At 71.8% G+C, this 18,448-nt stretch carries 13 protein-coding genes; 7 read left to right on the top strand and 6 right to left on the bottom strand.

What is annotated here, in order from left to right; translation table 11 throughout:
* The first annotated feature begins 19 nt into the window (after nucleotides 1–19).
* A complete protein-coding gene (gene cseB, locus EDD92_RS31325; protein ID WP_123967428.1) occupies nucleotides 20–697 on the top strand; it encodes a two-component system response regulator CseB in 678 nt (225 codons plus the stop codon).
* On the top strand, nucleotides 694–1,944 hold the full coding sequence (locus tag EDD92_RS31320) for a HAMP domain-containing sensor histidine kinase (RefSeq protein WP_185124182.1): 1,251 nt from the start codon (nucleotides 694–696) through the stop codon (nucleotides 1,942–1,944). The genes cseB and EDD92_RS31320 overlap by 4 nt, the downstream gene beginning before the upstream one ends.
* 25 nt (nucleotides 1,945–1,969) lie before the next feature.
* Here the strand turns inward: EDD92_RS31320 and EDD92_RS31315 are convergent, their stop codons facing one another.
* A complete protein-coding gene (locus EDD92_RS31315) occupies nucleotides 1,970–2,461 on the bottom strand; it encodes a MarR family winged helix-turn-helix transcriptional regulator (protein ID WP_123967427.1) in 492 nt (163 codons plus the stop codon).
* 235 nt (nucleotides 2,462–2,696) lie between these two features.
* On the opposite strand from EDD92_RS31315, the gene EDD92_RS31310 reads away from it, so the two are divergent.
* Nucleotides 2,697–3,521: a lysozyme gene (locus tag EDD92_RS31310; RefSeq protein WP_123967426.1), complete on the top strand. Its 825-nt coding sequence runs from the start codon at nucleotides 2,697–2,699 to the stop codon at nucleotides 3,519–3,521.
* A 76-nt stretch (nucleotides 3,522–3,597) separates the two neighbouring features.
* Here the strand turns inward: EDD92_RS31310 and lon are convergent, their stop codons facing one another.
* The 5 genes from lon to EDD92_RS31285 all read right to left on the bottom strand — a co-directional run bounded on the left by lon (nucleotide 3,598) and on the right by EDD92_RS31285 (nucleotide 11,240).
* Nucleotides 3,598–6,012, bottom strand: a complete 2,415-nt coding sequence (lon, locus tag EDD92_RS31305) for an endopeptidase La (protein WP_123967425.1) — start codon at nucleotides 6,010–6,012, stop codon at nucleotides 3,598–3,600.
* Nucleotides 6,013–6,289: 277 nt separating this feature from the next.
* Nucleotides 6,290–7,084, bottom strand: a complete 795-nt coding sequence (locus tag EDD92_RS31300; protein ID WP_123967424.1) for a rhomboid-like protein — start codon at nucleotides 7,082–7,084, stop codon at nucleotides 6,290–6,292.
* Nucleotides 7,085–7,228: 144 nt separating this feature from the next.
* Nucleotides 7,229–7,663 carry a hypothetical protein gene (locus EDD92_RS31295; RefSeq protein ID WP_123967423.1) on the bottom strand — a complete coding sequence of 145 codons (435 nt, stop codon included), beginning with the start codon at nucleotides 7,661–7,663 and terminating at the stop codon, nucleotides 7,229–7,231.
* Nucleotides 7,660–8,034 (bottom strand): hypothetical protein, encoded by a 375-nt coding sequence (locus EDD92_RS31290; RefSeq protein WP_030928860.1) that lies wholly within the window; start codon nucleotides 8,032–8,034, stop codon nucleotides 7,660–7,662. Before EDD92_RS31290 ends, EDD92_RS31295 begins: the two co-directional genes overlap by 4 nt.
* Before the next feature lie 80 nt (nucleotides 8,035–8,114).
* Nucleotides 8,115–11,240: an AAA family ATPase gene (locus tag EDD92_RS31285; RefSeq protein ID WP_185124181.1), complete on the bottom strand. Its 3,126-nt coding sequence runs from the start codon at nucleotides 11,238–11,240 to the stop codon at nucleotides 8,115–8,117.
* 445 nt (nucleotides 11,241–11,685) lie between these two features.
* On the opposite strand from EDD92_RS31285, the gene EDD92_RS31280 reads away from it, so the two are divergent.
* The 4 genes from EDD92_RS31280 to EDD92_RS31265 all read left to right on the top strand — a co-directional run bounded on the left by EDD92_RS31280 (nucleotide 11,686) and on the right by EDD92_RS31265 (nucleotide 18,425).
* Complete coding sequence (locus EDD92_RS31280) at nucleotides 11,686–12,363, top strand: spermidine synthase (protein WP_123967421.1); 678 nt, start codon at nucleotides 11,686–11,688, stop codon at nucleotides 12,361–12,363.
* A 132-nt stretch (nucleotides 12,364–12,495) separates the two neighbouring features.
* On the top strand, nucleotides 12,496–13,233 hold the full coding sequence (locus EDD92_RS31275; RefSeq protein ID WP_123967420.1) for a response regulator transcription factor: 738 nt from the start codon (nucleotides 12,496–12,498) through the stop codon (nucleotides 13,231–13,233).
* On the top strand, nucleotides 13,230–14,342 hold the full coding sequence (locus EDD92_RS31270; RefSeq protein WP_123967419.1) for an ATP-binding protein: 1,113 nt from the start codon (nucleotides 13,230–13,232) through the stop codon (nucleotides 14,340–14,342). Before EDD92_RS31275 ends, EDD92_RS31270 begins: the two co-directional genes overlap by 4 nt.
* A gap of 291 nt (nucleotides 14,343–14,633) precedes the next feature.
* A complete protein-coding gene (locus EDD92_RS31265; RefSeq protein WP_123967418.1) occupies nucleotides 14,634–18,425 on the top strand; it encodes a multifunctional oxoglutarate decarboxylase/oxoglutarate dehydrogenase thiamine pyrophosphate-binding subunit/dihydrolipoyllysine-residue succinyltransferase subunit in 3,792 nt (1,263 codons plus the stop codon).
* Nucleotides 18,426–18,448: the final 23 nt, after the last annotated feature.

The following is an 18,448-nucleotide window of genomic DNA, read 5'->3' as shown; positions in this document are numbered from 1 at the left end:
CCGTCGGAGAGGGAACGCGATGCACGCTGCTCAGGAGGTGCTGCTGGTCGAGGACGACGAGCTGATCCGGGAGGCCACGCGGCTCACGCTTCAGGAGCGCGGCTACCGCGTCCGTACCGCGGCCGACGGCCTGACCGGGCTCGCCCTCTTCCGCGAACGACATCCGGACGTGGCCGTCCTCGACATCATGCTGCCGGGCCTCAACGGGGTGAGCGTGGCCGGCCGGATCCGCGAGGAGTCGGGGGTGCCCGTACTGCTGATCTCGGCGCGCAACGACCCGGTGGACGTGGTGCTGGGCCTGGAGGCGGGCGCCGACGACTACGTCACCAAGCCGTTCGACGGCCCGGTCCTCGTGGCCCGCATCCGCTCCCTGCTGCGCCGGGCGGCACCCGCCGAGCAGCCGGATCACAGCCCGCGCCTGCGCTTCGGGGACCTGGAGTTCTGCCCGGCGTCCCTGACCGTGCACCGGGACGGAAAGCCGCTCGCGCTGACCACGACCGAGCTGAAGCTGCTGAGCGAGTTCGCCGCCGCGCCGGGCACCGTGCTCTCCCGGGACCTGCTCCTGGAGCGGGTCTGGGACTACGCCTGGTCCGGTGACACCCGGGTGGTGGACGTCCATGTGCAGCGCCTGCGCGCCAAGATCGGCCGGGAGCCGATCGAGACGGTGCGCGGCTTCGGCTACAGGCTGCGCCCATGAGACGGCCCGCCTTCAAGAACCTGCGGCCGCCCACCTTGAACGTGGGAGCGAAGGTCGCCCTTGCCGTCGCCGCCGCGGCCCTCTGCGTGGCGGGCGCGATCGGGGTGCTGGTGCACCGGACCACCGCCGCCGAACAGCTGGCCACCGCCCGCTCCGGCCTGGACCAGCAGCTGCTGAGCGCCGCCAAGGACCACGCCGACGGACGCCCGTCGGACGCCAGGGTCGACCCCCCTGATCTGCCCGGCCCGTTGGCACGTGCCGTGCCCGACGGCCTCCGGGTGACCTACCTGCAGGAGGGCGGCAAGGAGCCGGTGCTGTGGGCGGCGACCCGGCTCTTCGACGGGACGGTGCTCGCGATCCGCCGTTCCTACGGCCCCGAGGAGGAGTCGCTGGCCGCACTCGACCGGACGCTGGCGGCCACGGGCGCTGCCGTCACCGTCCTGGTGTCCCTGGCCGGACTGGTGCTGGGGGTGCGCATGGGACGGCGGGCCACCGTCGCCGCGCGTACGGCGGAACGCATCGCCGACGGCGACCTCGACGCCCGGGTCCGCCCCCACGGCCATGACGAGATCGCCCGGCTCGCCGCCTCCGTCAACACCATGGCGGACGTGCTCGGCGCCCGTCTGGAGGCCGAGCGCCGGGTGACCGCCGACATCGCGCACGAACTGCGCACACCGGTCGCGGGCATGGCGACAGCCGTCGGCCTGCTGCCGCCCGGCCGGGCGTCCGAGCTGGTGGCGGGCAGCGTGCAGAAGTTGCGCGGGCTGGTGGAGGACGTGCTGGAAGTGGCCCGGCTGGACTCCCAGGCGGCGGCGGTGGAGACCGAGGAACGTGAGGTCAGCGCGATGACCCGGCGCGCGGTCGCCGGGCTCGACGACGTGCGCGTGACGGTGGTGACGGACGCGGTCGTGGCCACCGACCCGCGCCGCGTCGAACGCATCCTGGCCAACCTGGCCGCCAACGCCCTGCGGCACGGTGCCCCGCCCGTGGAGATCGAGGTCGACGGCCCCGTGGTCCGGGTCCGCGACCACGGCCCCGGCTTCCCGCCCGATCTGCTCGCGGTGCTGCACACCTCCGGCCCCCAGCGCTTCCGCACGGGCTCCAGCACCGGCGGCACCGGCCTCGGCCTGACCATCGCCACCGGCCAGGCCCGCCTGCTCGGCGCCCGCCTGACCTTCCGCAACCGTCCGGAGGGGGGCGCGGAGGCGACCCTGCGCCTCATCGAGGACGGCGGCGCCGACGCCTGAGGGGCGGTCGGGTGCCGGGTGCAGCCTACTTCTCCATCCCCCGGTTCAACTCCCCCAGCAGCCGCGCCAGTTCCGCCACCTCGCGCCGGTCCCAGTGGGCCAGCTGGCTGACGTAGCGCGCCCGCCGGGCGTCACGGACCTTGCTCACCCGGCGGTGCCCCTCGTCGGTGAGGCGGACCAGCCAGGCCCGCCCGTCCGCCGGGTCGGGCTCGCGGGCGACCAGGCCCAGGTCCTCCAGGGCGCGCAGCTGGCGGGACATGGTGGCCTTGCCCACGCCGATGTAGGCGGCGAGCTCGGTGGCGCGCAGGCGGTCGTGCTCGTCGAGGCGTACGAGGAGGCCGTACGCGGCGGACTCCAGGTCGGGGTGGACCTCGCGGGCCATCTCGCCCTGGCTGGCCCGGGCGCGCCGCAGCAGAACGGTCAGTTCGCGCTCCAGGGACAGGTACTCCTGGTCCGCGCCACTCGGTGACGTCTGAGCCGGAAGTCGGCGCTCGTCCCGGTTTCCGCCTTCGTGCACGTCAGCCCCTGCCTCGGTTTCCCGATCCTGAAAGTTTCCGCCAGACCCCGTCGTTGCCGCAGCTCCACAAGTATTTCGCAGGGCTAGACCAACGGCAGCCTCCGGCCCCCCTTCCCACCCGCTCTTCCACGTGCGTAGCTTCCTTACCAGGCAATGGCCGGCTTGCCCACGCCGACGGCACCTCGGCACTTCAGCGCTTCCTCACCGAGCATCACCGAGCCTTCGGAGGCACGCTATGCCCGTGCACAGACCCGGATCGGTTCGCCCCCGGCGCCTCTTCCGCGCCGGACTCCTGCTCGCCGCCCTCTCCCTTGCCCTGCCCTTCGCCGTCCCGGCCTCCGCCGCAGACGGGCCCGCCCGCGGCTCTGCTCACATGGGCATGGGCGTCCTCGCCCACGACGGCCGGCGCGGCACCCCTTCCCCCACCGCCGTCACCCAGACGGAGGGTGTCGACGTCTCCGCCCACCAGGGCAACGTCGCCTGGTCGACCCTGTGGAGCAGCGGGGTCAAGTGGGCCTACACGAAGGCGACCGAAGGCACGTACTACACGAACCCGTACTTCGCCCAGCAGTACAACGGCTCGTACAACGTCGGCATGATCCGCGGCGCGTACCACTTCGCCACCCCCGACACCACCAGCGGCGCGACCCAGGCGAACTACTTCGTCGACCACGGCGGCGGCTGGTCCAAGGACGGCAAGACCCTCCCCGGCACCCTCGACATCGAGTGGAACCCGTACGGCGCCGACTGCTACGGCAAGTCGGCGAGCGCGATGGTCAGCTGGATCGCCGACTTCCTGAACACGTACAAGGCGCGTACGGGGCGGAATGCCGTGATCTACACGGCCACGAGTTGGTGGAGCGCCTGCACGGGGAACTACGCGGGGTTCGCCTCGGCCAACCCGCTGTGGATCCCCCGGTACGCGTCGGACGCGGGGACACTGCCGGCGGGGTGGAGCTACTACACGATGTGGCAGTACACGTCGTCCGGTCCGACCGTAGGGGACCACGACAGGTTCAACGGGGCGTTGGATCGGGTGCAGGCACTGGCCAACGGCTGATCCTCCGCCCGTACGTACGGGCGGAGGCCCGGGCCTCCCTCACGGGACCCGGGCCTCCCCTATCCGGTTGCGTCCGTCACGCCGCCACCGGAACCTCCGGCCTCGCGTCGCTCGTGGCGGGCGCGAGGGCCAGTTCCAGGACCTGGCGGACGTCGGTCACGGCGTGGACGTCGAGCTTGTCCAGCACCTCCGCGGGGACGTCGTCCAGGTCGGCTTCGTTGCGCTTGGGGATGATCACCGTGGTGACACCCGCCCGGTGTGCGGCGAGCAGCTTCTGCTTCACGCCGCCGATGGGCAGGACCCGGCCGGTCAGCGAGACCTCGCCGGTCATCGCAACGTCCGTGCGGACCAGGCGGCCGGACAGGAGGGACGCCAGGGCCGTCGTCATCGTGACGCCCGCGCTGGGGCCGTCCTTCGGGACCGCGCCCGCCGGGAAGTGGATGTGCACTCCACGGTCCTTCAGGTCCGCGACCGGCAGCTCCAGTTCGGCGCCGTGGCTGCGCAGGAAGCTCAGCGCGATCTGCGCCGACTCCTTCATCACGTCGCCCAGCTGGCCCGTGAGGGTGAGGCCCGCCGCGCCCGTCTCCGGGTCGGCCAGGGACGCCTCTACGAAGAGGACGTCGCCGCCTGCTCCCGTGACCGCGAGACCCGTCGCCACGCCCGGGACCGCCGTGCGGCGCTCCGCCGGGTCCTGAGCGGACTCGGGCACGTGGTGCGGCCGTCCGATCAGGTCGCGCAGGTCGCCGTCCGTGATGGTGAACGGCAGCTCACGGTCGCCCAGTTCGTGCTGCGCCGCGACCTTGCGTAGCAGCCGCGCGATCGAGCGCTCCAGGGTGCGGACGCCCGCCTCCCGGGTGTACTCGCCGGCGAGTTTGCGCAGCGCGCCCTCGTCGACGGCGACCTCGTCGGACTGCAGTCCCGCGCGCTCCAGCTGACGCGGCAGCAGGTGGTCGCGGGCGATGACGACCTTCTCGTCCTCGGTGTAGCCGTCCAGGCGGACCAGCTCCATACGGTCGAGCAGGGCCTCCGGGATGGCCTCCAGGACGTTCGCCGTGGCGAGGAAGACGACGTCGCTCAGGTCGAGTTCGACCTCCAGGTAGTGGTCGCGGAAGGTGTGGTTCTGCGCCGGGTCCAGGACCTCCAGGAGCGCGGCCGCGGGGTCGCCGCGGAAGTCCGAGCCCACCTTGTCGATCTCGTCCAGCAGGACGACCGGGTTCATCGAACCGGCCTCCTTGATGGCGCGGACGACACGGCCGGGGAGGGCACCGACGTACGTACGGCGGTGGCCGCGGATCTCGGCCTCGTCGCGGACGCCGCCGAGGGCGACCCGGACGAACTTGCGGCCCATGGCGTGCGCGACGGACTCGCCGAGCGAGGTCTTGCCGACACCGGGCGGGCCGACGAGAGCCAGTACGGCACCGCCGCGCCGGCCGCCCACGACACCCAGGCCGCGCTCGCTGCGGCGCTTGCGCACCGCCAGGTACTCGGTGATGCGCTCCTTCACGTCCTCCAGGCCGGCGTGCTCGGCGTCGAGGATCGCCTTGGCGCCCTGGATGTCGTACGCGTCCTCGGTGCGCTCGTTCCAGGGGAGTTCGAGGACGGTGTCCAGCCAGGTGCGGATCCAGGAGCCCTCGGGGGACTGGTCGCTGGACCGCTCCAGCTTGTCGACCTCTTTGAGCGCCGCCTCGCGGACCTTCTCCGGCAGGTCGGCGGCCTCCACGCGGGCTCGGTAGTCGTCGGACTCCTCGCCGTCCTGCTCGCCGTTGAGCTCGCGCAGTTCCTTGCGTACGGCTTCCAGCTGGCGGCGGAGCAGGAACTCGCGCTGCTGCTTGTCGACGCCCTCCTGGACGTCCTTGGCGATGGTCTCGGCGACATCCTGCTCGGCGAGGTGGTCGCGCAGGTGCTGGGTGGCCAGCTTGAGGCGGGCGACCGGGTCGGCGGTCTCAAGGAGCTCGATCTTCTGATCGGTGGTCAGGAAGGGCGAGTAACCGGAGTTGTCGGCGAGCGCGGAGACGTCGTCGATGGCCTGCACCCGGTCGACCACCTGCCAGGCGCCGCGCTTGCGCAGCCAGGCGGTGGCAAGGGCCTTGTACTCCTTGACCAGTTCGGTGACGTGACCCGGCAGCGGCTCGGGCACACTCTCGTCGATCCTCGTCCCCTCGACCCACAGCGCCGCACCCGGGCCGGTGGTGCCGGCGCCGATCCGCACGCGGCCGCGGCCGCGGATCAGGGCGCCCGGGTCACCGTCGGCGAGCCGGCCGACCTGCTCGACGGTGCCGAGCACGCCGGTGCCCGGGTAGCTGCCGTCGATGCGTGGCACCAGCAGGACCTTGGGCTTTCCCGGCTCGGAGCGGGCGGCGGCCTGGGCGGCCTCCACCGCGGCGCGTACGTCGGTGTCGTTCAGGTCCAGCGGAACCACCATGCCGGGCAGCACGACCTCGTCGTCGAGCGGCAGCACGGGCAGGGTGAGCGGTGTGGACGTCGAAGCCATGATCTACCCTCCGGCAGTCAAGTTGAGTTATGCCGACTCAATGCACGGCGCTCCGCTAATGTTCCCGGGGCGCCGTTCGCTGTCAGCGATCACGGCGGTGAAGTGGGCGTTGCTGGGGGCTTGCAGCCCCCGGACCCCCGCCTTTCGGCCTGAACGGCCTCGTCCTCAAACGCCGGACGGGCTGAAAAACATCCCCGCGCCCCAAAGGGGCGCGGGGCTGTGTCGATAAGCGGCTCCGCCGCGTGGGCGCGACCAGTCACGACGGCGCGGCGCACGATCAACGACCCGTTGCGGCACTCCCAGCGGAGCGCTCCGTCGCCGTGCGGTACCAGCGGCGGATCATCGGCCAGGTCGCGATGCCTATGGCCAGCGAGATCAGATGGCCCCAGTTGGTCATCGGGTCCGTGAACTCGATCAGGTCCTCGACCAGCATGCTGCCGAACAGGACCAGCACCGGCCAGCGCAGCCAGGGCGTCAGCAGCCCGGCCAGGGCGCCGACGCTGGCGGCGACGCCGAAGCTGATGCCGTAGTCGAGGCGGTGCAGGGAGCTGTCGGGGAGGTGGCCGACGAGCACGGCCAGGCCCACGGGGACCTCGGTCGCGAGTGTGGCCAGGACATGGCCGAGCAGGAAGACGACTGCGGTGCGCGCACCGCCTATCCGCCGCTCCAGCGCCGTCAGGACGAGCAGGAAACAGATCGCGTACGGCGACGCGAGCCCGCCCGCGATCCACAGCGCGCTGGCGAGCAGCACCAGCACGGGCGTCTGCACGAGGTGCGCGACGTCCGTGCTGGAGGCCTGGTACAGGGTGACCACGAGGGACGGGGCGGCGTACGTGGCGAACACTGAGGTGAGGGCCAGGACCGCCGCGTAGGCGAAGGTGAACGGCGTACCGGTGGGGGTCGGCAGGAGGCGCCAGGGGCGGAGGGTGGGGGCCGCGGGGACGGGCACCTGCACGGTCGGTACGACGAGGGTGGCCGCGCCGCGCTGACGCGGCATGGCGTCGAGGAGTCCGGACACGTCGGGAAGGGGCGCGACCGAGGGTTCGTTGTCGGCCGTCGCGATGGGTTCCACGTTGCGGCGCTCCTTCCGTTGCGCCCCACCCTTCGCAACCACAGGGGTCCCTGTCTGTGACCGACGCCACGCGAGAGGCGATTCACAGCAACCTCTCATGCTTTTCTTGCATCAGAGGACAACCCCCGCTTCGAACGGGTTTCCTCACGGCCTCAGCAGGTCGACCTCCCTCGTGTGGGCAGCCTGTGTCGCCGGGTCCCAGTCGCCGGTGCAGTACACGGACGCCTCGCTGATGGCGCCGTCGCGGATGTCGGCGCGCATCAGCTCCCTGCAGTACCAGGTGCCGCCGTGCTCGTCCTCCCACTGCTCCTCGAACTCGAGGACGAGGCCGGTGGGCGTGGCGTCGACGCGGTGGCGCGGCACGGTGCCGAGGAAGGGGTGACTGCGGCGGCGTGCGGCGACGAGATCGTCGCGGCCGGAGGCCTGCAGCCGCCACTGAGGGACGGTCAGGTCGAGGAAGACGTCGTCCGTGAACAGCCCCTCCGGGGCCGTGTTGGTCTCCAGGAATCGCACGAAGAGGTCGGCGAGTTCCTTCACTCGGGTGCCGGTGTCGTCATCGGTGTCGGTGTCGGTGGTCATGACTGCGCTCCCGCGAGGTTGCGGCCGACGACCTCCATGGTGCGGTTCAGCTCCGCGGTGGGGCTGAACTCGACGATCTCGGTGCCGGCGAAGATCAGGGGGAGATGGCCGGGGGCGCCGTAGTAGGCGTCGCCGGCGTGGAAGACCTCGTCGTGGTCGGCGTACCGGAACACGATCCGGCCGGAGACGACCTGGCCCCAGTGCGGGCACTGGCAGCGGTCGTCGGGCAGGCCCCGGAAGAGCGGGGCGGGGTCCATGTCCTCCTTCATCGACTCGTACGAGACGGTGTACGGGCCGAGCTGGGCGTAGCGCCCCTCGATGACGGGCTCGTCGACCTTGAGTTCGGCCTCGGCCTTGGTGGTGCGTGGCATGGTGTCCTGCCTTCCCTGGGTGCTTTCGGGTGCTTCACCCAGGAGGCGTGAGATCGGACATCACGGTGTGGGACGGGGCCTCACAGCCGCCACTCGGGCGTCCGTTCCGGCTGGTAGACGCAGAGAGTGCCGGTGTGCAGGGCGGTTTCGAGGTGCCGGCCGAGTTCGGGGTGGGCGGCGGCGATCCGCCGCACGGCGGCCCGGATGCGGGCGGTGACGGTGGTGCGGGCGCGCTCGGCGTCCGATCCGGTACGGCGCACCCGGCCGCCGATGCCGTACGCGGCCGCGAGCTGCCCGACCAGGGCGTCCCGCTCGACGGCGATCCGCTCCGACCGTCCGGCGTCCCCGGCCTCGTCGGCGTCCCGGGCCTCCTCCTCCAATTCCCGCAGCCTGCGCCGGTAGGCGGCCCGCGCGGCGGCGTCGACGACCTCACCGGTGTCGCCCTGCGGATGCAGGCCCTCGACGTGCTCCCCCTTGGCGGCCGGTGCCGCCAGCTCGACCGCGGGCACGGGTGTGCCGGGACGTGCGAGCAGGACGGCGATGTCGTTCAGCCCCTTGCTGTCGGGGAGACGGATGTCGTGACCGGCGTAGCGGAGGTGCCAGAGGGGGCCTTCGCGCTGGAAGAGCGAGGGGCTGGAGGTATCGGGCGGAGTGTCGGCCTTCGCCCCGCCGCCCCGCCCCCTGCCGGTCGTCTCGCCCGCCATGCGCTCTGCCAGTGCGACCGCACCCGCCGCCCCGGCCGCCCGCAGTGCCCTCTCGCGGTGTTCGCGGGCGCGGTCCGGGTCGCCCATGGCCGCCGCCAGCAGCGCCAGATGGCGGTCGACCGGGCCGCGCACCGCAGCACCGATGCCCTCCACCGCGAACAGGCCGGCGTACGGGGCGAGGAGGTCGTAGAGGGCGGGCGCGCAGGGGTGGGAGCCCACGGCGGCGACCGTCTCCGCGGCCTGTGCCAGCATCGGCAGCCACTCGCTGTCCCTGGGCGCACCGCCGAGCCGGGGTGCGACGGCCGACAGACGGCGCGCGGCCTCGTCGAGCCGGCCGGACTGTGCCGCCACGAGCGCGAGTGCGACGCGGGGCCAGAGCATCGGGGAACGCTCCAGCTGGGCCGCCTCCCCCTGCACCCGCTCCAGCCCGGCCGCGTCGCCCGTCTCGGCGTACAGGCACCAGCGCTGGGTGACGGCGAGCATCGCCGCGTTGGCGCTGCCGGCCCTGCGGCCCAGTTCCTCGACCTCGTCGAGCGCGGCGGCGCACGCGTCGTACCGGCCCTCCATCAGGGCCCGCGCCCCACGCCACAGGGGCACGTACCAGGCGTACAGGGGGCGCCGCAGCGGTCGTACGGCCGTCTCGTACGCGACCGCCTCCGCGTCGGCCCCGGCGAACTCGCCCGTCTCCATCAGCGCGACCAACCGCAGCCGCCGGCCGAGGAGTTCGAGCACGGGGTCGCGCAGGTCGCGGGCGGTCGTCACGATCTGCGTGGACCAGTCGAGCCGGTCGCGGCAGTGGTCGGGGCCGGGCCGGGCGTCGCACAGCGCGGCCAGGGCCGGGCCGAGGGACGCCGGATCACCGGCCTGACGGGCGGTGCGGACGGCCTCCTCGGCCAGCGCGATGCGGTGCTTCTCCGGTTCGACCAGCCCGGCGGCGAGCGACAGCCGTGCGGTGACGGCGGCGCGCAGCGCGGCGTAGGCAGGCTCGGCGGCCAGGGCGGCGCGGGCCTCGGTCAGCAGGTCGAGCTGTTCACGATCCTGAAGGTCGACCTCGAACCCGACGGCCCCGGTTCCGAGCCCCAGCGCGGCCCGCGCCAACAGATCGGCCCGCCCGGCCTCCCGCGCCAGCGCCGCGGCCCTGAGCAGCGCGGCCCGCGCGGCCTCCCGCTCCCCGGCCCCGAGCCGCGCGGATCCGAGCCCGAGCAGCACCTCCACGAGTTCCACGCGCTCGGCACTCGCGGCGCCCCACGCCTCCACCGCCCGCTGGTACCACCGGGCCGCATCCTCGAACGCGGACAGCGCCTCCGCCCGGACCGCCGCCTCGCGGGCGTACCTCGCGGCCTCCCCCGCCTGCTCGGGGCCGGACAACAGCAGGTGGTGGGCGACTTCCGCGGGGCCGGTGTCGCGGCCGCGGCGGGCGTATCCGGCGAGGACCTCGGCGGCCGCGTGGTGGAGGGCGGCGCGTGCGGCCGGGGCGAGGGTGTCGTAGACCGCGTCCCTGAGCAGGTCGTGCCGGAAGGCGGCCCGGTCGGACCCCGCCTCGGCCAGCAGCCCGGCCCCGGCGGCCTCCCCCAGCAGTGTGCGCAGCTCGCCGAGGGGCACCTCCGCGGCCTCGGCGAGCACGTCGAGCCGGAACCGGGTGCCGAGGACGGCTGCCACGTCCAGCACGCGCGCGGCCCGCGGGGTCAGATCGTCCAGCCGGTCCCGTACGGCGGCCCGGACGGCCACCGAGGAGACACCGGGGCCGCCCCCGTTCCCGGGCGGCGCAGCGCCCCAACTCCCGGCCCGCAGCAGCTCGGTGACGAAGAACGCGTCCCCGCCCGTACGCCGCACCAGCGCACGCACCGCATCCGCCTCCGGTGCGGCCCCCGTCACGGCCTCCACCAACACCGCAACGTCCCGCTCCTTCAACGGCCCGAGTCCCAGCGCCCGCCCCCGCCGCAGCAGTTGGGCCCGGGCCCAGCCATCGTCCCCCCAGGCCGCATCCTCGTCGCGAGCCGTTGCCAGCAGCAGGACCGGGCAGGTGCGGGCTGCGTCCGCGGTCTCCAGCAGCAGCCTCAGCGAGGAGGCGTCGGCGGCATGCACGTCGTCCAGCACCAGAAGCAGGGGACGGCGGCGCGCGGCCGTGGCCAGGAGCTCGGAGACATCGCCTGCGAGCCGCAGCCGAGCGGTCTCCGGGTCGGCACCCTGCAGGGCGCCGGTCGCCGCACCCGAGACCAGGGCCCGTAGCGGCGGTGACGCGGCCACCAGCCGCCCGCAGGCCACATCCTCCGCGACCAGCTCCCGCAGCAGCCGCGACCAGGGCCGGAAGGCGCGTCCGGCAGTCTGAGGCGGACACCAGGTCCACAGGACGCGAAAGGCTCCGGCGCGCTCGGCGACCTCCTCGGCGGTACGGGTCTTACCCGCGCCGGCGGGCCCGGTGAGGGTGACAAGCCCACCCCTGCCGGACCCGGCGCGCTCCAAGGCAGCCCGAAGCTCACCGAGCACGTCCTCACGTCCCACGAACGGGTGCTGCATCGTCCCGGGGGCCGCTCTGTCCGATTGCCGCTTCGCGGCGGGCCGGACCCCCGGCAGAAAAGCAGGCCGGCCAGCGGGACCGGCGCTGACATCGCGCGGCAAACCCGAGTCATTCACGGCCATGCCGGTCACCACCCACTTCCAGCAGGCCTCGCAGCTCTCTCAGCCCTGAGCGGCCCTGAGGAAGTCGGCAGCGGCCGCAGCGCCCCGGAAGGGGCGCGGGGAACTACGCGACCAGCCACGACGGCCCCGCAGACGATCTGCAACCCATCGCGCCCCTTCCCGCGGAGCGCTCCGCTTCGAGGGTAGGCACGCCCCGCACCGCGCGCGAGGCGCGCGCCCCCCGTCCCGGCCGCACGCGCGCCCCCCGGGACCCCCGCCCCCCGGTAATTCCCCTCGCCGTAAAGCCGAGTTCATGCAGGATGGAGCCATGACCGCCACCTACGACACCCCTGTGGTCCTGGACCGTCGCGAGGGCCCGTACGGCGAGGTCGTGCTGCGCCGGCACGGCGAGTTGCTGCAGATCATCGCCAACGGCTGCTTTCTGATGGACACCTCGGACGGCCGCTCGGAGCGGCTCCTCGTGGACGCCGCGCTCGACGCCCTGGGCCCCCGCAAGGAGCCGGACGTCCTGATCGGAGGCCTCGGTGTGGGCTTCTCGCTCGCCCATGCGGCGGCCGACCCCCGCTGGGGCGCGATCACCGTCGTGGAGCGCGAGCGCGCGATCATCGACTGGCACCTGAACGGGCCCCTCGCCGCCCTGTCGGCGCAGGCCGTCGCAGATCCGCGCACGGAGATCGTGGAGACGGATCTGATCGAGTACGTCCATGAGACATCCGCCACTTATGACGCCCTGTGCCTGGACATCGACAACGGCCCCGACTGGACCGTCACCGAGGGCAACGACGATCTCTACTCGTCCACCGGACTGACAAGCTGCGCAAGGGTGTTGAAGCCGGGCGGGGTGCTGGTCGTTTGGTCCGCCCAGCCCTCTCCGGATTTCGAAGAAACCTTGCGGAATGCCGGGTTCCAGCGGGTGCGTACCGAAGAGATCCCGGTTGCCCGTGGCGTTCCCGACGTTGTGCACATCGCCGTCCGACCTGGATAGCCGAGGAACGGTGACTCCCCGTACTCTGCTTCTCTGGCGCAGATCATTCAAGCGTCAATCGCAAGCATGCGCAGGCATGAGCCAGGTAACGGATCACCCCACGGATTCCGGAAAGCAACTCAGGGGCGGGCGATGGAGCAGACCCACACATCCCACAACGGCACGACGGCGACTCCGGGCGCACAGCGCAGGGTCCTGGTGGTCGAGGACGACGCGACCATCGTCGACGCCATCGCGGCCCGCCTGCGCGCAGAGGGTTTCCTCGTGCAGACCGCGGGTGACGGCCCGGCCGCCGTCGACACCGCCGAGGCCTGGCAGCCCGACCTGCTGATCCTCGACATCATGCTGCCCGGCTTCGACGGCCTGGAGGTCTGCCGCCGTGTGCAGGCCCAGCGCCCGGTGCCGGTGCTGATGCTGACCGCGCGTGACGACGAGACCGACATGCTGGTCGGGCTCGGCGTCGGCGCCGACGACTACATGACCAAGCCCTTCTCCATGCGGGAGCTGGCCGCACGCGTGCATGTGCTGCTGCGCCGGGTGGAGCGGGCCGCACTGGCCGCGGCGACCCCCAGAAGCGGCATCCTGCGCCTCGGCGAGCTGGAGATCGACCACGCCCAGCGGCGGGTGCGCGTGCACTCCGAGGACGTGCACCTGACGCCCACCGAGTTCGACCTGCTGGTGTGCCTCGCGAACACCCCGCGCGCGGTGCTCTCCCGTGAGCAGCTGCTTGCCGAGGTGTGGGACTGGGCGGACGCCTCCGGCACCCGCACCGTCGACAGCCACATCAAGGCGCTGCGCCGGAAGATCGGCGCCGAGCGGATCCGCACGGTGCACGGCGTGGGCTATGCGCTGGAGACCCCGACGCCATGAGCGGCGGTCCGGCCGGCCGGAGAAGCCCCGGGGAGCCCGAGCCCTGGGGCGGTGTGAGCCCGTTCTCGATCAAGACCAAGCTGGGCGCACTGGTCGTCATCGCGGTCCTCATCACCACCGGGCTGATGATGATCGCGATGCGCACGGCGACCGAGCTGCGCTTCATCACGGTCTTCTCGATGATCGCCACCCTGCTGATCACGCAGTTCGTGGCGCATTCGCTGACCGCGCCGCTGGACGACATGAACGCCGTCGCCAGCGCCATCTCGCACGGCGACTACACCCGCAGGGTGCGCGAGAACCGTCGTGACGAGCTGGGCGACCTGGCGCAGACGATCAACCGCATGGCCGACGACCTGGAGGCCCAGGACCGCCAGCGCAAGGAGCTGGTGGCGAACGTCTCGCACGAGCTGCGCACCCCCATCGCGGGCCTCAGAGCAGTCCTGGAGAACATCGTCGACGGTGTCTCCCCGGCCGACCCGGAGACCATGCGCACGGCCCTGAAGCAGACCGAGCGGCTGGGCCGGCTGGTGGAGACGCTGCTGGACCTGTCCCGGCTGGACAACGGCGTCGTACCCCTGCGCCGGCGGCGCTTCGAGGTCTGGCCGTACCTGTCGGGCGTGCTGAAGGAGGCCAACATGGCCGTGCCCGCCCGCGCGGGCATCGCCTCCGGCTCCGGCAGCCACACGCGCACGGACGTCCATCTGCACCTCGACGTGTCCCCGCCGGAGCTGACCGCGCACGCGGACCCCGAGCGGATCCACCAGGTGGTGGCGAATCTCATCGACAACGCGGTCAAGCACAGCCCGCCGCACGGCCGCGTCACCGTGAAGGCGCGGCGCGGTACGCACCCGGAGTCGCTGGAGCTGGAGGTGCTGGACGAGGGCCCCGGCATTCCGCGCTCGGAGTGGCACCGCGTCTTCGAACGGTTCAACCGGGGCGGCGCGAGCGCCTCCAACGGACAGGGCGGCGACGGCGGTACGGGGCTGGGCCTCGCGATCGCCCGCTGGGCCGTAGACCTGCACGGCGGCGGGATCGGAGTGGCCGAATCCGAGCGGGGCTGCCGGATTCTCGTCACCCTCCCGGGAGAGACATCCGTTCAAAGTTGACGTAAAGTCCGAACCGGAGCCTCAAGATCCACCGCGGTCCGCCCTGACGGACACGTGTGATCAGGCACACGCCCGCACGCTGCGCGTGCAGGGCTTGCTCCGGCGTTTCCCGCCACCCTCGTTCCGTAGCGGAACCGCGTTTGTTTCCCGCCATTTCCAGGCCCGAAACACGGTTTCCGATGTGACTTACACGACGATGAACCTGCCCGGCCTGACCTTCCGGGTCTTGGGGGCGTAGCCTTTATTCCCGCTGTCCATCACCTTGTGAAGCGGAAGAGGGCGGTTGCCGCCGTGTCGCCACAGTCCCCCAGTAACTCGAGCATCTCGACCGACGCAGACCAAGCGGGCAAGAACCCCGCTGCGGCGTTCGGCCCCAACGAGTGGCTCGTCGACGAGATCTATCAGCAGTACCTCCAGGACCCGAATTCGGTAGACCGAGCCTGGTGGGACTTCTTCGCCGACTACAAGCCTGGGGCGGCTGCCGCCTCGGCTCCGGCGGGTACTGCGGCCGCGGGGGCCGCAGAGACCACCACCGCGGCGCCCGCTCCGGCCGCACAGGCCCCGGCCGCCCCCGCGGCTGCCGCGCCGGCCCCCGCGGCCCCGAAGCCCGCGGCCGCCGCTCCGGCGCCCGCTCCCGCGAAGCCGGCCGCCGCTGCCCCGGCTCCGGCGAAGCCCGCCGCTGCCGCCAAGGCCGCTCCCGCGACCGAGGCCACCGGCGGCCCCGAACTGGTGACCCTGCGCGGTCCCGCCGCCGCCGTCGCGAAGAACATGAACGCCTCGCTGGAGCTGCCCACGGCCACGTCCGTGCGCGCGGTCCCGGTGAAGCTGCTGTTCGACAACCGCATCGTCATCAACAACCACCTCAAGCGCGCCCGGGGCGGGAAGATCTCCTTCACGCACCTGATCGGCTACGCGATGGTGCAGGCCATCAAGACGATGCCGTCGATGAACTGGCACTACGCGGAGAAGGACGGGAAGCCCACCCTCGTCAAGCCGCCGCACGTCAACTTCGGCCTGGCCATCGACCTGGTGAAGCCGAACGGCGACCGCCAGCTCGTCGTCGCCGGCATCAAGAAGGCCGAGACGCTGAACTTCTTCGAGTTCTGGCAGGCCTACGAGGACATCGTCCGCCGCGCCCGCGACGGCAAGCTGACGATGGACGACTTCACCGGCGTCACGGTCTCCCTGACCAACCCCGGTGGCCTCGGCACCGTCCACTCGGTCCCGCGTCTGATGCCCGGTCAGTCGGTCATCATGGGCGTCGGCTCCATGGACTACCCGGCCGAGTTCCAGGGCACCAGCCAGGACACCCTGAACAAGCTCGGCATCTCGAAGGTCATGACGCTCACGTCGACCTACGACCACCGGGTCATCCAGGGCGCCGCCTCCGGCGAGTTCCTGCGGATCGTCGCGAACCTCCTCCTCGGCGAGAACGGCTTCTTCGACGAGATCTTCGAGTCCCTGCGCATCCCCTACGAGCCGGTCCGCTGGCTCAAGGACATCGACGCCTCGCACGACGACGACGTCACCAAGGCCGCCCGGGTCTTCGAGCTGATCCACTCCTACCGGGTCCGCGGCCACGTCATGGCCGACACGGACCCGCTGGAGTACCGCCAGCGCAAGCACCCCGACCTGGACATCACCGAGCACGGCCTCACCCTGTGGGACCTGGAGCGCGAGTTCGCCGTCGGCGGCTTCTCCGGCAAGTCCCTGATGAAGCTGCGCGACATCCTGGGCGTGCTGCGTGACTCGTACTGCCGCACCACCGGCATCGAGTTCATGCACATCCAGGACCCGAAGCAGCGCAAGTGGATCCAGGACCGCATCGAGCGCCCGCACTCCAAGCCGGAGCGCGAGGAGCAGCTGCGCATCCTGCGCCGGCTGAACGCGGCGGAGGCCTTCGAGACCTTCCTGCAGACGAAGTACGTCGGCCAGAAGCGCTTCTCCCTGGAGGGCGGCGAGTCCGTCATCCCGCTGCTCGACGCGGTCATCGACTCCGCCGCCGAGTCGCGCCTGGACGAGGTCGTCATCGGCATGGCCCACCGCGGCCGCCTGAACGTGCTCGCCAACATCGTCGGCAAGTCGTACGCGCAGATCTTCCGCGAGTTCGAGGGCAACCTCGACCCGAAGTCGATGCACGGCTCCGGCGACGTGAAGTACCACCTGGGCGCCCAGGGCACCTTCACCGGCCTGGACGGCGAGCAGATCACGGTCTCGCTGGCCGCCAACCCCTCCCACCTGGAGACGGTCGACCCGGTCATCGAGGGCATCGTCCGCGCCAAGCAGGACATCATCAACAAGGGCGGCACGGACTTCACCGTCCTGCCGGTCGCCCTGCACGGTGACGCGGCCTTCGCGGGCCAGGGCGTGGTGGCCGAGACCCTGAACATGTCGCAGCTGCGCGGCTACCGCACGGGCGGCACGGTCCACATCGTCATCAACAACCAGGTCGGCTTCACGGCCGCCCCGGAGTCCTCCCGCTCGTCGATGTACGCGACGGACGTGGCGAGGATGATCGAGGCCCCGATCTTCCACGTGAACGGCGACGACCCGGAGGCCGTGGTCCGCGTCGCGCGGCTGGCCTTCGAGTTCCGCCAGGCGTTCAACAAGGACGTGGTGATCGACCTCATCTGCTACCGCCGCCGCGGTCACAACGAGTCGGACAACCCGGCCTTCACCCAGCCGCTGATGTACGACCTGATCGACAAGAAGCGCTCGGTGCGCAAGCTGTACACCGAGTCGCTGATCGGTCGCGGCGACATCACCCTGGAAGAGGCCGAGCAGGCCCTGCAGGACTACCAGGGCCAGCTGGAGAAGGTCTTCACGGAGGTCCGCGAGGCCACCTCGCAGCCGGGCGTCGCCCCGGTCTCGGACCCGCAGGCCGAGTTCCCGGTCCCGGTGAACACCGCGATCACCTCGGAGGTCGTGAAGCGGATCGCCGAGTCCCAGGTCAACATCCCCGACACCTTCCACGTGCACCCGCGTCTGCTGCCGCAGCTGCAGCGCCGGGCGACGATGGTCGAGGACGGCACGATCGACTGGGGCATGGGCGAGACGCTGGCCGTGGGGTCGCTGCTGCTTGAGGGCACCCCGGTGCGCCTCTCCGGCCAGGACTCCCAGCGCGGCACCTTCGGCCAGCGCCACGCGGTCCTCATCGACCGCGAGTCGGGCGAGGAGTACACCCCGCTGCAGTACCTCGCCGAGGAGCAGGCCCGCTACAACGTCTACAACTCCCTGCTCTCCGAGTACGCGGTCATGGGCTTCGAGTACGGCTACTCGCTGGCCCGCCCCGACGCGCTCGTGATGTGGGAGGCGCAGTTCGGCGACTTCGTCAACGGCGCGCAGACGGTGGTCGACGAGTACATCTCGGCGGCCGAGCAGAAGTGGGGCCAGACGTCCGGCGTCACGCTCCTGCTCCCGCACGGCTACGAGGGCCAGGGCCCGGACCACTCCTCGGCCCGCGTCGAGCGCTTCCTGCAGCTGTGCGCGCAGAACAACATGACGGTCGCGATGCCGACCCTGCCGTCGAACTACTTCCACCTCCTGCGGTGGCAGGTGCACAACCCGCACCACAAGCCGCTGGTGGTCTTCACCCCGAAGTCGATGCTGCGCCTGAAGGCCGCCGCGTCGAAGACGGAGGAGTTCACGTCGGGTCAGTTCCGCCCGGTCATCGGCGACTCCACGGTCGACCCGGCCGCGGTCCGCAAGGTCGTCTTCGTGGCGGGCAAGCTGTACTACGACCTGGAGGCCGAGCGCACCAAGCGCGGCGCCACGGACATCGCCATCGTCCGTGTCGAGCGGCTGTACCCGCTGCCGGGTGCCGAGCTCCAGGCGGAGATCGCCAAGTACCCGAACGTCGAGAAGTACCTGTGGGCCCAGGAGGAGCCGGCGAACCAGGGTGCCTGGCCGTTCATCGCCCTCAACCTGATCGACCACCTGGACCTGGCGGTCGGCGCGGACGTCCCGCACGGCGAGCGGCTGCGACGCATCTCGCGTCCGCACTCGTCGTCTCCGGCGGTCGGTTCCGCGAAGCGGCACCAGGCGGAGCAGGAGCAGCTCGTTCGCGAGGTGTTCGAGGCCTGAGCCTCTGCACGTGCCTGGCCGAG

This window comes from Streptomyces sp. TLI_185 (genome assembly GCF_003814765.1).
GTDB lineage: Bacteria > Actinomycetota > Actinomycetes > Streptomycetales > Streptomycetaceae > Streptomyces.
This window is presented reverse-complemented; position numbering and strand designations above follow the sequence as displayed.